Origin of the sequence: Phaeobacter sp. LSS9 (assembly GCF_003443595.1) — a bacterium.
Classification (GTDB): Bacteria; Pseudomonadota; Alphaproteobacteria; order Rhodobacterales; family Rhodobacteraceae; genus Phaeobacter; species Phaeobacter piscinae.
This window is the reverse complement of sequence record NZ_CP031956.1, coordinates 377,516-390,445: the sequence shown is the minus strand read 5'-3', so window position 1 is coordinate 390,445 and position 12,930 is coordinate 377,516. Positions and strand designations below refer to the sequence as shown.

The following is a 12,930-nucleotide window of genomic DNA, read 5'->3' as shown; positions in this document are numbered from 1 at the left end:
CGTTCAACTCAAGATGGTTCCCCTTCCGTTGGCAGCCACCTAATAACCTGCTCAATTTAACTTTAATCAGAGAGACGACTGTCAGGTTTTTTCAAACCAGATCCCGCTACGCGTGAGCGATCGTAAGAAAAACCTCTCAAAGTGGAAAAGCTCGGGCATCGTTAATATTGGTTGAACAGTTTTGCGTCAGGAATGACTGTATATTTACAGCAGACGACAATCACCGGTGTACCTTTCATGAGATTTCGGCCCAAAGCGTGGATCCAGGCGCTGAACAATCGGACCTATCTGCCGACCCTGGTCGCCTTGGTGGTGATCATCGCCGCGGGCATATCCGCTGAATCCCAGAATGATACCATCTATGAACAAAAGCTGCGGGCCGATGTCCAATATGAGGCGGGGCTGATCCGCGCCCGAATCGAGGGCAATCTGGCAGCGGACATTCAACTGGTTCGCGGATTGCAGGCCGTGCTGTCGACGGAACCCGATATGACACAGCGCCGATTTGCCCAGTTGGCGGATCATCTGCTGGGCGCCGAAGATAGCCTGCGCAATATCGCTGCGGCGCCCGATCTCGTCATCAAACTGATGTATCCGATCGAAGGCAACGAGGCCGCGATCGGATTGGACTATCGCAAAAACGATGCCCAACGCGCCGCCGCCCTCTTGGCACGCGACAGCGGCGATCTTGTGCTCGCAGGTCCGGTCGATCTGCTGCAGGGCGGTCGCGGCATGATCGCGCGTTTCCCAATCTTCATCGGGCCGCAAGGAAACGAATCCTTTTGGGGTATCCTCTCCGCAGTGATCGACATTGATGCTGTCTACTCGAAGGGCGGGCTGACGGATCCTGATCTGATGATCGATGTCGCCCTCGTCGGGAAGGATGGCAAAGGCGCCAGTGGCGTGCAGTTTTACGGCGATGCAGATATTCTGCAGGATCGCCCTGTCCTGATGGACATTGTCCTGCCCGTGGGCACCTGGCAACTTGCCGCGCGTCCGAAGGGGGGCTGGCCCACCCGCGCGGACAACAAATGGCAACTGCGGTTCACCATTCTGCTGGCTGGCGCATTCATTCTCTTTCCAACCGCGCTGGCGGGCCGGTTGTCTGCGGCCCGACGGTCGGTGATCCAGACCCTCAAACGGCGCGAGCGGGAGCTTGAGGCGCTGTCACGCCGTCTGGAGATGGCTGTTGAAACCTCGAAAATCGGCATCTGGGAGATTGAGGGCAGTTCAGATGTTGCCATCTGGGATCGCAGAATGCGGGAGCTTTATGGCGACCCCGTCGGTTCAAGCGATGTGCCGCTCTCCGTCTGGAGGTCCTTTCTGCACCCCAATGACCGTGATCGTGTCATCAATGGTTTTCAGGAGGCGCTGCGCCATGTTCGCGACCACTCCATCGATTTCCGGGTCAGGCTGGAAAACGGCACCCATAAGAATATCCGCGCGATGGGCTGTTCCTTTCGTGACTCAAGGGGGCGCAACCGGATGATCGGCGTTGAATGGGATGTGACCCGCGACGTCGATCTCAACAATGAATTGAAGCGTACCAACCAACAGCTGACCCACCGCAACGCCCAGCTGACCTATGCCAAACAGGCCGCCGAAAAGGCTGATCAGGCAAAGACCGAGTTTCTTGCCAATATGAGCCATGAGATTCGAACCCCCATGAATGGCATCATCGGCATGTCCGATATCCTCGCCGAAAGCCCCCTTTCGGTGGAACAGGAGCAATGTGTCGACACCATCCGGGACTCCTCGGTCGCTCTGCTGAAAATCATCAATGACATTCTGGATCTGTCCCGGTTGGAGGCCGGCAAGATGGAGATCAGCGCCGTTGATTTCAATCTGCGCAAATGCATCGATGGAGCCGTCGATGTCCTTCGCCCGAAGCTGCGTGAAAAGGGTCTCACCTTCACGCAAACATACGCTCATGAGCTGCCCGAGCAGGTTCATGGCGACGATGGGCGGCTGCGCCAGATCCTCGTGAACCTCCTCAGTAATGCGGTGAAATTCACCCAGGACGGCAGCATTTCTCTGCATGTCAGTCGCGATACGAAGGACCCCTATCATCTGTTCATTGAGGTCGAGGACACCGGCATCGGCATCTCAGAGGATCAGGCCAGACATGTGTTTGAGCGGTTCTCGCAGGCCGATGCCGCCACCACGCGCCACTATGGCGGCACCGGTTTGGGGCTGACCATCTCGAATATTCTTGCGCAGCGTATGGGCGGCGGCATCAGCCTGAACTCAAATGAAGGTCAGGGCTCCCGCTTCCGGCTCGAAATTCGCCTGTCTGCCGCCCGCAGCGCGCCCAGTGCCCCAACACAGATCAACCCGGAGGCCGCGCATCTCCAGCCTGGCCCTGGCGTTTTGCTTCTGGCCGATGACAATCGGACCAACCGCCTGCTGATCCGAAAATTTCTTGCCGATACCCCGCTTAAGGTGATTGAGGCTGAGAACGGGCGCGAAGCGGTAGATATGTGTCGCGACCATCAACCGGCCATCATCCTGATGGACATGTCCATGCCAGAGGTCGACGGCCTGACCGCAACCCGCCAGATTCGGGCCAGCGACATGGCACAGCCCGCGATCATCGCCCTGACCGCCAACGCCTTCGAAAGTGACCGCCGCGCCTGTCTCGACGCCGGGATGGATCGCTTTTTGCAAAAACCCATCCGTAAACCGCTGCTTCTGGAGACCATCGCCTCGGTTCAGGCTGAACGCGCGGCGCCGCCGGATCAGACAAAAGAAGGCACCAATTCCTGATCCCTTTAGGGGCCAGCCACCGGACACGTTCAGTCTCTTGTGGCCAGACCAGGATTTTCCAGACAATAAGTATAGAGGTCACGGTACGCAGTAGCAGGATCTTCCATCAGCGCGTCAAACCGGCTGCGGTGCAATTCGATCGCCTGCTGTCGCAGAGCTAACAACCGACCACCTGACGCCGCATCAAGTTCCTGCATCCGACCACGAATTGCATCGGTTCTTGCGGCCAGAAGCAGATCTTCCTGACTATTGTGATTGCGCCGCGTCCAGTATTTTCGATCGATGGCGCGATTGGCCTGATGCGCGCTGCCACGGTACGACTTCAGAACAAAACTCGCCGCGTCCTTCGTGTTATAGTGATTAATCTGCGCCAACGCCCGCTGGCCAGGATCTTTGGCCCGAAAATTACGATGCTCGTAGGCGTTGAGCGGCAGGCCAGAGCCGTTGCAGATGCGGATCTGATCGTCCGGGATTAGTTGCCCCTGTGGCCGGTGGACACCACATCGCGTATATGCGCTTGGATCGAACATTGCCTTAAATGGCGTCAGGTGCGTTTTGACGCGCGCCTCATCCTCGGCCATCGTGAAGGTTTCAACCACCAGATCCTCCGAGATCCGCATCTTGCCTGAACCTCCAAAGTGCTTCCAGTTCAACATGATCTGATTGCACTCTGGCATCGCGTCAATGAGGTCCTGCACGGTTCCGCCATCCGCATGGACGACCAGAAACTCGTCAAGATCCAGCGCCAATACCCAGTGTGCATCTCGAAACGCCGCCTGCTTTGCGGCTCGCTTGTAGGCCTTCACCTGATGCCGCCCGCGCTCTGCACGGTTGTAAAAATAAGCAATCTCGCCCATGTCCCTCAGGGTTTTCAAGGTCTCATGGGTAAAGTCATCTGAATCGTTCTGATAGATGATGATGGTCTCAAAGCCGATCATCTTGTGATAGGCGACCCACTCCAGAATGGTCGGCCCCTCGTTCTTGGCAGTTGCCACCAATGTGTAGCGCATTCACTGCTCCCGATACGACGCCTTCCAAAACTGGTGCGGACGGCGCGCACCCAATATCCATTCTATTTCAATGCTTTAAGATTGCAGACGCGTAAATCATGCGGATTGCCCATAAAGTTACGCCGATCTCATCTACAACAAGAGCCACCATTGTGTTGATTCTCTAGATCAGCACGGCATTCGAAGCAAGAAGCAAGTTAACAGCAACTCCGGTCCTGCTCTTTTTGCTCTCCTAGCTCCATGACGCATCATCGGTCCAGCCAAGGCGTATGTCTTCAATCTGCCCCAGACGGCCACAGATCAGGCATCCCGCACGGGCCCAAAGAGGTGCGTAATCCACCCTGTAGGGCACCTCTATCGTACCGACATGACCGCAGACACACCACATATGCATAACGTTTGGCATCTGAACATCCTCATGCAAGATGAGAACACAATGCGAACATATTGCAAAGTTCAAGCGTTTGCCTATCGTGTTGTAGTTGACCCATTTGCTAAGAGGTAGATCAACCATGTGCGGGAGATTGGGCAGGCCAGATCTTACGTGGCGACAGCTGTACGAGCTGGAGCGCCGTTTTCTCGGACCACCTATACCCGTTCGCGATCCCAACGCGGTTGAGCTGTCAGCGAGTTGGAATGTAAAGCCCACCCAACTGGTAGATATTGCCTATCTGAATGCCGACCAGCTGTTCAGCGCGGCAGCCCGCTGGTGGTTCGTGCCAAGCTGGCATCGCGGCGATGTAAAGGAATGGAAACGCACCACCTTCAACGCGAAGATTGAGACAGCAGCCAGCCTGCCAAGTTTTCGCAATGCCTGGAAGTCACAACGATGCATCATCCCGGCAGCAGGTTACTATGAATGGACTGGCCCCAAAGGCAACAAACAACCCTGGTGGATCACCACCGATAGCAACGCCCCTGCCCTGTTCTTCGCCGGGCTCTATTCGCGCCTGAGCGACGATCTGCACACATGCACTATTCTGACGCGATCAGCATTGCCGCAGATCAGCGAGATACACGCACGATCCCCGGTGATCCTAGCCGATGATCAGGTTTACCCATGGCTATCAGGCAATCTTGTGAGTGACGAAGAACAGCGTCTAGGAACCGTTTGGGACGGGCGCATGAGAGCGCACAAGGTTGCCCGCTTTGGACGCGACGACGATGGGCCGGAGCTGATCGAGCCATTCGCAACGCTGTTCTAGCAGACGCCCGGTCTCAGCCCGAAGCAGACATACATGACCGTCCGTCACATCAGGCGGCGAACCCTAGAAATCTTCTGCGGTCGCAAGGGCGTTGATAACTACGCTAAGGAGTGACGTTCACGGCCAGATGTACCGTAGTGAAGGCTAGTTCGGACGGAGTAGTGAGAAAGCCTTCTGCAAATCTTGAGGCTCAAGCATTACCATTCCATTCAGTTGAACAGTCTTGGCCTTCTGGTTCATTACCTTTGCAAGTTGACCGAACAGTAGGGCACCGAACCCGCCTGGGCTTTCTCGCAGACGCTCAACAATCGGTTCTACAGCAAAGTTCGCAGTCGCGCTGCGACGCGTTCTGCTTTGGGCCTTTTTGAATTTCTTTTCTAATAGCTTCGTCCCGTGCGTGCTGAGTTGCCTGATCTGTTCAAGGCTAAGTTGGGAAGGAAGATTTGTTACGAAATCTAGAAACGTTTCAACCTCTTTGGTCTCTAGAGCGGCACGCACCATGTAGGCGACCACGTGGTTGGTGCGACCATGCTTACTTACCATCTCTTGGATTAGAGCGAGACGCTTTTCTGATGAAGATGTAGCTTCAATTTGCTGCATCTGCTGCACAATTGGCAGCGTGTCCGCCTGGATCCAGTCGATCTGCGCGTCAACCATAATTGTAGTATTATCAATGATGGTCTGCGCGTCGATTACACTTTGGCGCAGATCCGAACCTGTAAAGTCGAAGCCGCGTAGTACTGCACCGCGCAAATCGAGGCGTTGTAGCTGAGAAAATCGAAAGTCTTTGCCAGGGTCCAGACCTGCGAGGCTCACGAGAACATCAAACTGGGTAGAGTTGCTTTGGTGAACCACGTCGATTGCCGCAAGTTCTTCCGAAGTTAGAATGTCGTCGAACAGCTTGTTCATTCTTCAGCTACTTCACAGCGAGATGCTACAAAAACGCCCGACGAGGTGCGAACTGTTTCACGCTCAAGTGCCTTTCTCAGCACCTGTCCAATTACCGCATCTTTGTTACCCCAGACTGCGAAGTCCTTTCCCCACTTGTTTCCGCCCTTTGCTAAGACGTTTACCGCCCCTTTAGAAGCCTGTATTTCACCGGTTACGGCCAAACGGTTGCCACCTTCTCTTCGTTGTATTGTGCAGAGCCGTTGCCCGGCTATTGCGGTCCCGTCCAAATTAGCCTGAGCTGTGCCGCCAACAGATTGCGCCGCAACCTCCCAGGTATCGTTTGGTTTGGCAGTCATCGGGAGACGTGTATTGCGGAGACTGCTTCTGCGAGCCCCCGTCCCTTCAACTGCGGCGCTAAAACCTACGCCTGCGTTTGGCTTGCTTTCAGTTCCAGCTTTGGCGTTGAAGTCGCCTCCAGCGCGAGAAGTAAATTCGAGCGTTGCCTCATCAGTTGCAGCCGCAAGTTCATTCTCGCCAAAGACTGGGTCGAGTGTGGTTTCACAGCCTTCAAGGTTTAGGCGGAGAAAAGCTCTTTTCAGCCCAACGGTATATTCGCGCCCATTGTGCTCGTGGTGCATAACGCTGAAGCGTATCCGACATGTTACCTCAAATTGGTTGTCGTCCGAGGCGTTGAGCTTCAGACGCAACTCAGACAATTCATTGAAGGGGTTCTGATAGGTTACCTTGAAATTTGGTATGGTCACCGTCGCCTCCACTAAATCTAGTTTCTAGATGTAATGCGTTTGTAGACTTCGTTCAACCTAAGCGGTCCAAACGCACCCAACACTTGGGCTGCGTCTAACCTTCCTTGCCAAAGCTCCAGCATGGACGCATTTTCTCCACCCAAGCCGCGCCAATATCGGTAGCCCGAAAAGCATGATTTCGCCTCCTATGTGGAGTCGATTCGCAGCCAATGTCAGAAATGGCTTGCTGCGTCGCGATATTCTTTGAGATTAATTGGCTGCTTGGCCTGACTTTGCAAAGGTCGCTATCTGCGCATCTCTAACCTTCGAGCGGGGTGCAGCATCGTCCTGGCCAGCTGAGCTAGCCTGAAGGTCCGCTCTCGGGAAGTCTGGCGGGATCCTTCGCGTCTGCAGCGAGGGCATCGCAGGCCTCGTGCGAAAGTCCGAATTGGGCTGACTGCGGTGATCCCATGATAGGCGTAGGTACGGGATGCAACGCCGCAAGTCGGTAGTGAGCCCTTTGCGGTCGCTGGCCGCCAAGTAGCCCCTCGCACGCGCAGCACGTCTCAAACGACGCTTTGCGGCCATTCAAAACATGTCCGACGAACGATAGGGGGGCGGACGTAACCACCGTTAAATATGTTCTAGAAAACGTCCGTACTAAGCCATGATCGCTCGTAGGGTTCATTATGTTAATAGAGCCATTCCAAGGTGTTCAAATCGACCAAGTCATTCTCTTTTTCTTATTGTCCATTTAGCATCCGGCGACACTCTCTTCCCACCGCTATCAATTATCGAAAGATGAATGTGATTTGTCATTCCATCACCAAACTTCGGCTTCAGGTCTTGCGCCGTGCCAATTCTTTGACCTCGAAGCACAAAGTCTCCTTTCTTCACCTCCGGTGATGTATAGAGCACTTTAAATTCATACCCCTCATGACCAATTATTACTGCGCTTAGTCCTTGATTGTTTGATTTATAAGCATTGGAAACTCTCAAGACTTCTCCGTTGACTGGAGACACAATTTCCTGACCGGGCTTACTTACAAAATCGACGCCACCATGATATCGGGTTCCAACTCTCTTCCCATCATTGCCATATAGTGCGCGTGGAGCGAGGAAGAAACCGATCCCGTAGTCATCTTTCGTACGTATTTCGTCGCTACCTGTTGGTGAAACGACATCTGAACCCTCAGGTAACGGATTTCCCAGAATTCTCTTGCTGCGCATGAATCTATTTTGCCCGTCACTCCAAGGTTCCAGTTCTTCATGGCTTATCCTGGTCGACTCAGCCCAATTATTCATGTCTTCCAATTGCTCATCCGATGGACCCGGATCGTCATCCCCAGGATACTGCCCAGGATCGCCCTTATCTGGATCACCATCCTCGCAAGCATAGACTGCATCCTCTCCGTCACCACGGTCAGATGTGTAGCATGCGAAACATTCCCCATCAGGAATATTCAACCAATCCTCACATACGCGCTTGGCGAACCTTTCAAGCTCATCCCCTGTGTCATGAAGCCCTTTCTCGATGGCATTCCCGGCGTCTTGAACGCCTTTTTCGATGGCATTCCCGGCGTCTTGAGCGCCCTTTTCGATGGCATTCCCGGCGTCTTGAGCGCCTTTCTCGAGGACATCACCGCCCTTCTTGATTATGCTGTCGCCTTTGTGAGTAAAGGCTACCGCTTGATCGGCAGAAGTGGAGAAATAAAACGCTAGCAAAACTAAGAAGCGAAATTTCATTGTGATCTCTCCCATAGTTACCCGTAAACAGAATCAAGTTGGAGCCAATAATACCATCGCCTCATCGAATGCCAAAACACGGGTTAAAATTTCTAATATGGGAGAACATTCGTATCATGCCAAATTTTCTGGCTGAAATCCCTGTGCTAAAGACGGACGCTCATGTCCTGCTCTCGACGACCCAAGTTCAGTCAAGGGCTTAGTTGTGAAATTTTCTGTTGGCAAAACTGTGACCTCTTGACCGGCTCATGCCTCACCCGTCAAAGAGCTGCTGTTCACTTAGCTCGCAGCATGATGCAGACTGGGCGCGGCCCTTCCGTCCGCTGCTGAGAGCACAGACGGGTAGTTGAGCCCACTCTGGCCATTATTCATGGCAATGACCTTTGCTGGAGCAGAATGTCGGACCGGCTCATGCCTGTCATTCGTCGCGCCGATCGACGCTGCGGTGCAACCTCACCAAAGTGGACCATTGTTGGCTACGCTTACTAACGTGACGTGAGGCAGATAACTCAGCAAGGGCGGAACTTAAGACTACGTAGCGCGGCGACCTTCCGACTTTAGGCGGTTTGCTGCGGCTCTAATACGAGCACGCTGCGCGGCTTCTCCCAGATCTCCCATGTCTCTCACCGCATCCAAGAACTGCTTAAGAGAAGCGCTCGGGACACGGTTGGTGATCCGAAGGCCAAATAGAGTTGGGGTTAGGTCCTGCCCTTGATGATTTTCGGAAAGTGCCGCTTGGTCTAACAGCAGATGGTTAATCAAGAACTGCGGGTGCATCACAATATTTGCAGACAAATCTCGCTTCCTTAACTCTCGCAAGACTTTCGCCTCTTCGGTCATCCACCACGTATTGTAACCATATAGGTCAGTAGTTACCCGTTCGCCTCGCTCGTTTCGTTCAGCAGTGATCAGAAGCGCCATCTGTGCGTCATTTAGCGCAAGTTTAGCATGTCCAGACGTTGTGCCTCGATCTCGGGCGTCTAGGATGCCATCAGCAATTTCTTGGGCTAGGTCGGTATCAATCTTGGATGTAACTCCCTCCAATTCCACGAACTCGAAACCATACTTTTCTATCAAGTAAGAGCCGAATTCATCTATGTTGCGTTCCGGTTCGGCGAACCAAGAAGCACTTCCAAACTGATTGAGAAAATCGCTCCAGTCCCTAGGCTGGCGTGTGTGGCCAATCGGCTCAAAATACGCATAGCCAAATGCTCTAATCAGGATTTTATCGCTCTGCATAATATCTTGAAGCGAACCATTGCGATACCAACCCTCAAAGTCATTGCGAAATGTCAGGTAAGTTGTATGCAAATGGCTAAAAACTTCTTCTAATGTACGACGAGTTATTCGCAGCGTGACGCCGCCGCGCCGAATCCTGCTCAGTGCGTTGGTCATGCCACGGCTTCTTTCTTTAACAAATGTCTCGGATAGACATCTGACAATAATATCAGTGCCGAGATAAACTCGAAGGCGTTTGGACATCTCCGAAAAATATTCCGAAACCACTGCGTCGCCATGCATCAAAAAATGCACCGTATAGTATTTCATCAACGTTTCGATAAATGCTCGCTCGCCTTGTTCGGAAGAATAGCATGCACCGCGAAACACCGAAGCGGCTAACTCATGAGCTGCTTCAAGTTCCTGAGGTTCGAATTCCATCTCCTTGGAAAGCTCCGCAATAATTTCGAAGACTTCGATACTTACTTCCTCAGTCGACGCGTTAAACGAGTTTGCAAAATTCATTGCCTGTCGACGAAATGTCTCATGCAACGTGTCACGCACCAACGTCAGAACCTTTCCATGCATTTCGTTACTAAGCCCTGGCGCTTGTTCTCTGATGCGCGAGCTCAAGCTGGCAAGAAAGGTATCTTCCTGATTTTGGATCGAAATGTTGAATTCACCGAACTGGCTTCGAACCTCGTATGGGAGCGCGAACTTCTCACCCGGGTGTTTTCTCAAGCGAGGGGAGTTGTTTTTTGATGAAAGGAACTCGAGCCTGTCTTCGAGATTAACCGGTGCTTTGGCAAGTAGCTGCCCATGGGAAACCTCTAGCTCGGACTTAAGTTCGTCACCGGTTTTGAACTTTTCTTCTGCTGGATCCGTACCCTGCAGCGCTGCGTAGATGACCGTGTCTAGGCAAATGTTCTGGAAGTCTTCTGCCTTCGGGAGAGACTTTGCCTGGGCTTCGAGGTATGTGACGATACTAAGGCGGTCCTGTTTCCCAATTTGCCGACGAACTGATGTAGCCCGGTTCAGCTCCTCAAGGAGCCCCCTCACGTACCCGTAGAGTTCGTCCCTCAAACTTTCGTCAAGGCTGGCACGTACCAAAAGCCAGCTCCTGTCGTGGATACGCAGCCTGAGCGAAAATTCTTTACCCCACTTTGCTTCAAGAAGGTCTCGGTTTTGCTCAACCTCACTCGTTACAAATGTGAGCTGATCGAGCTTTCGTTTCTTTCGAATTGCTTCGATAGTTTCGCGAACCTTCTTCCTCGTGTCTTCTTGCTTAGTAATTTGGATGTAATGCGCGGGTTGTCCTTCAACCCCTCTAATGAACCCGTCTTGGCCACCGTCGTGGATGCCGCCAGTTGGAGCAAAGTCAATGCCTTCGGTCGTGGCGAGGACCTTTTGCGCCCAAGTTTCAAAGTCCGTTTTCGATATGTTATCAATTGCTAGGGAGATGAGTTGGTCCGACAACGAAAATATATCCTCTGTGAACGCCCGGCGAATTTGAGTATGCGCGCTTCATGCTACACGGGTTACTGCTAGGGTTGAAGCGTCGGCAGAACAGCACTCGCAAAAGGCTACTACGCCGTGGAAGGAAAGTCTGCTCTAAGTTAGCGCGACATGCGCACTCTGTTGTGCAACGAATGGCTGCTATGCGAGCAATTTTCTGATGCGTTCGCAAATGCAGCAAGGATCGCGCACTTGCAGCGAATGTCCGCAAGGTCCGCATCCCGTCCGTTCGATAATGGTTGGTGGCTGCTCTTGCGGCGAAGGTCTGCTCCCTCCGCTGCTCGTGCAATATGGGACCGCCGTCCGGCTGGCAGATTTCACAACTTTGCAAAGGTCTCTATCTGCGCTTCGCAGCGAAAGCTTCAGATACAAAAAAAGCCCCGCCAATCGGCGGGGCTTTCTTCATTCAGCGCGGCCCTGTCAACTCCGCGATATCTTCCAGCTTCCCCGCGTTGCATCGCGCGGTGTAACGCCAGCCTAGGGCCAGCTCCGCAAAGCCGCCCTCGGTACGCTGCCCCTTCACCGGCTCAGCGCAAGGCGTGGTCAGTTCCCCCGGTATGGGGCGCTCTACATAAAACGGCTCAGGATCTGGCAGCAGCCAGCTACAGCCGGTCAAAGGCATCGCCAAGAAAATCAGACAATGGCGCATCGTATCCCTCCCGTTCCCGCAGGCTGCGCAGATCCGCATCAAGCGTGCGGCGATCCTCCTGCATCCGTTTGATATGAGCGTCCAGCACATCGGCGGTCTGCCGTGCGTCATCGGCCTGCCGCTCCGCAACCCGTAGGCGGCGCGTGGCGGCGTCCAGATCTTCGCGCAGGTGCCCATTGCGCCAGACCAGGTATGAGGACACACCCGCAAGCATCACGGCCAGACACAGTGCCCCGATCGCAACCCACCGCATCATGCGGCAGCTCGCACGTCTGGCAGGCGCTCGCGGATCATGTCGCGCAGGCGCTCACCAACCACCAAGGGATCACCGGGGGCAGACATTCCGGGCAACCAAGTGATGTCCCACTTCCAGCGCTGGCGCACACCGAATATCGGCTGTATTTCTGCATGGGTCGGCATGCCGTAGACATTGACCGGAATCCAATACTTGACGCTGTATTCCGCAGCCCACCAGCAGAACGTGTTAAGCTGGCGCGACGTGATAGGCGCGGATCCCCGATCGAAGGGGCGCTCGTTTGCGCCCGCCATGGCGTCCATTCCGTGCCCGATCGCACCGGGATTGAACATGCGGGTGTGGGATGCCGCGCGACCGACAGCATAGTTTGCCTGCGCCTCTGGCGGAAACACGCCCTGCACCCGCTGCCCATCATGCGTGACCAGCGAGTTATAGGCGCGGCGCTCCATTTCGATGACGCCTTTGGCTCCGGCAGTCCAGTGCATATGTATCCGGTGCAACCCGCTCTTGTGGAACAGATCAGTGACCGTGCTGCCGCTGTGCGCCTCAAGAGCGGCCCGACTGGCCGCTGAGGTGCGCGGCCCCCTGCGTCCGTCTATCGGCCCAGGGTGAAAGCCCAGGGCCGATAGACGGGCCTGAATATCACGGGTGGTGAGTTTCATGGGTCTTTGTCCTCCTGTGGAACTCTCGCGGCTGCGCGAACCAGCTGCATCAGCAACCGGCCAACCGCGTTTGCCTCAACCCCCAGCGCCAAGAGGCCGGGAACCAGATAGGCCCAAAGCGGCGGATCTTTGGCCATGATGTTGAAAGCGAAATCTGCGATGAAAAGAGCGATGATCGAGACAATCGAAACCGCCCGTATCCAATTGAATTTGTGGTGCAACTCAGCCATGGCCGCTCCACCGAATAAGCACCCAGACCAGCAGGAAGA

The 12,930-nt window shown here is 54.2% G+C and carries 12 protein-coding genes; 2 read left to right on the top strand and 10 right to left on the bottom strand.

What is annotated here, in order from left to right; genetic code table 11:
• The first annotated feature begins 237 nt into the window (after window positions 1-237).
• Entirely contained in the window at window positions 238-2,766 is a 2,529-nt protein-coding gene (locus D1820_RS01925) for an ATP-binding protein (RefSeq protein ID WP_118067689.1), read from the top strand.
• Window positions 2,767-2,795: 29 nt separating this feature from the next.
• Here the strand turns inward: D1820_RS01925 and D1820_RS01920 are convergent, their stop codons facing one another.
• Together D1820_RS01920 and D1820_RS19165 are read right to left on the bottom strand one after the other, a co-directional pair.
• Window positions 2,796-3,704 (bottom strand): glycosyltransferase family 2 protein, encoded by a 909-nt coding sequence (locus D1820_RS01920; RefSeq protein WP_162894062.1) that lies wholly within the window; start codon window positions 3,702-3,704, stop codon window positions 2,796-2,798.
• A 304-nt stretch (window positions 3,705-4,008) separates the two neighbouring features.
• Window positions 4,009-4,182, bottom strand: a complete 174-nt coding sequence (locus tag D1820_RS19165; RefSeq protein WP_205521396.1) for a hypothetical protein — start codon at window positions 4,180-4,182, stop codon at window positions 4,009-4,011.
• A gap of 118 nt (window positions 4,183-4,300) precedes the next feature.
• Between D1820_RS19165 and D1820_RS01915 the strand changes: the two genes are divergently transcribed.
• Window positions 4,301-4,981 carry an SOS response-associated peptidase gene (locus D1820_RS01915; RefSeq protein WP_254683344.1) on the top strand — a complete coding sequence of 227 codons (681 nt, stop codon included), beginning with the start codon at window positions 4,301-4,303 and terminating at the stop codon, window positions 4,979-4,981.
• 144 nt (window positions 4,982-5,125) lie between these two features.
• Here the strand turns inward: D1820_RS01915 and D1820_RS01910 are convergent, their stop codons facing one another.
• The 8 genes from D1820_RS01910 to D1820_RS01875 all read right to left on the bottom strand — a co-directional run bounded on the left by D1820_RS01910 (window position 5,126) and on the right by D1820_RS01875 (window position 12,891).
• Window positions 5,126-5,890: a hypothetical protein gene (locus tag D1820_RS01910; RefSeq protein WP_118067686.1), complete on the bottom strand. Its 765-nt coding sequence runs from the start codon at window positions 5,888-5,890 to the stop codon at window positions 5,126-5,128.
• A complete protein-coding gene (locus D1820_RS01905) occupies window positions 5,887-6,636 on the bottom strand; it encodes a hypothetical protein (protein ID WP_118067685.1) in 750 nt (249 codons plus the stop codon). Before D1820_RS01905 ends, D1820_RS01910 begins: the two co-directional genes overlap by 4 nt.
• Window positions 6,637-7,344: 708 nt before the next feature.
• A complete protein-coding gene (locus D1820_RS01900) occupies window positions 7,345-8,361 on the bottom strand; it encodes a M23 family metallopeptidase (RefSeq protein ID WP_162894061.1) in 1,017 nt (338 codons plus the stop codon).
• Window positions 8,362-8,892: 531 nt separating this feature from the next.
• On the bottom strand, window positions 8,893-11,055 hold the full coding sequence (locus D1820_RS01895) for a restriction endonuclease (protein ID WP_118067683.1): 2,163 nt from the start codon (window positions 11,053-11,055) through the stop codon (window positions 8,893-8,895).
• A gap of 445 nt (window positions 11,056-11,500) precedes the next feature.
• Window positions 11,501-11,710 carry a hypothetical protein gene (locus D1820_RS01890; RefSeq protein ID WP_162894060.1) on the bottom strand — a complete coding sequence of 70 codons (210 nt, stop codon included), beginning with the start codon at window positions 11,708-11,710 and terminating at the stop codon, window positions 11,501-11,503.
• Window positions 11,697-11,999: a hypothetical protein gene (locus D1820_RS01885; protein ID WP_118067681.1), complete on the bottom strand. Its 303-nt coding sequence runs from the start codon at window positions 11,997-11,999 to the stop codon at window positions 11,697-11,699. The genes D1820_RS01890 and D1820_RS01885 overlap by 14 nt, the downstream gene beginning before the upstream one ends.
• On the bottom strand, window positions 11,996-12,661 hold the full coding sequence (locus D1820_RS01880; RefSeq protein ID WP_118067680.1) for a peptidoglycan-binding protein: 666 nt from the start codon (window positions 12,659-12,661) through the stop codon (window positions 11,996-11,998). Before D1820_RS01880 ends, D1820_RS01885 begins: the two co-directional genes overlap by 4 nt.
• The gene (locus tag D1820_RS01875; RefSeq protein WP_024099686.1) at window positions 12,658-12,891 is read right to left on the bottom strand and encodes a hypothetical protein; all 234 of its coding nucleotides are present in this window, start codon (window positions 12,889-12,891) and stop codon (window positions 12,658-12,660) included. The genes D1820_RS01880 and D1820_RS01875 overlap by 4 nt, the downstream gene beginning before the upstream one ends.
• Window positions 12,892-12,930: the final 39 nt, after the last annotated feature.

What these genes read in the sequence shown, in the direction of transcription:
- D1820_RS01925 (WP_118067689.1), top strand. Translation starts at nt 238, where the DNA reads ATGAGATTTCGGCCCAAAGCGTGGATCCAGGCGCTGAACAATCGGACC.
- D1820_RS01920 (WP_162894062.1), bottom strand. Translation starts at nt 3,704, where the DNA reads ATGATCGGCTTTGAGACCATCATCATCTATCAGAACGATTCAGATGAC.
- D1820_RS19165 (WP_205521396.1), bottom strand. Translation starts at nt 4,182, where the DNA reads ATGCCAAACGTTATGCATATGTGGTGTGTCTGCGGTCATGTCGGTACG.
- D1820_RS01910 (WP_118067686.1), bottom strand. Translation starts at nt 5,890, where the DNA reads ATGAACAAGCTGTTCGACGACATTCTAACTTCGGAAGAACTTGCGGCA.
- D1820_RS01900 (WP_162894061.1), bottom strand. Translation starts at nt 8,361, where the DNA reads ATGAAATTTCGCTTCTTAGTTTTGCTAGCGTTTTATTTCTCCACTTCT.
- D1820_RS01885 (WP_118067681.1), bottom strand. Translation starts at nt 11,999, where the DNA reads ATGATGCGGTGGGTTGCGATCGGGGCACTGTGTCTGGCCGTGATGCTT.
- D1820_RS01880 (WP_118067680.1), bottom strand. Translation starts at nt 12,661, where the DNA reads ATGAAACTCACCACCCGTGATATTCAGGCCCGTCTATCGGCCCTGGGC.
- D1820_RS01875 (WP_024099686.1), bottom strand. Translation starts at nt 12,891, where the DNA reads ATGGCTGAGTTGCACCACAAATTCAATTGGATACGGGCGGTTTCGATT.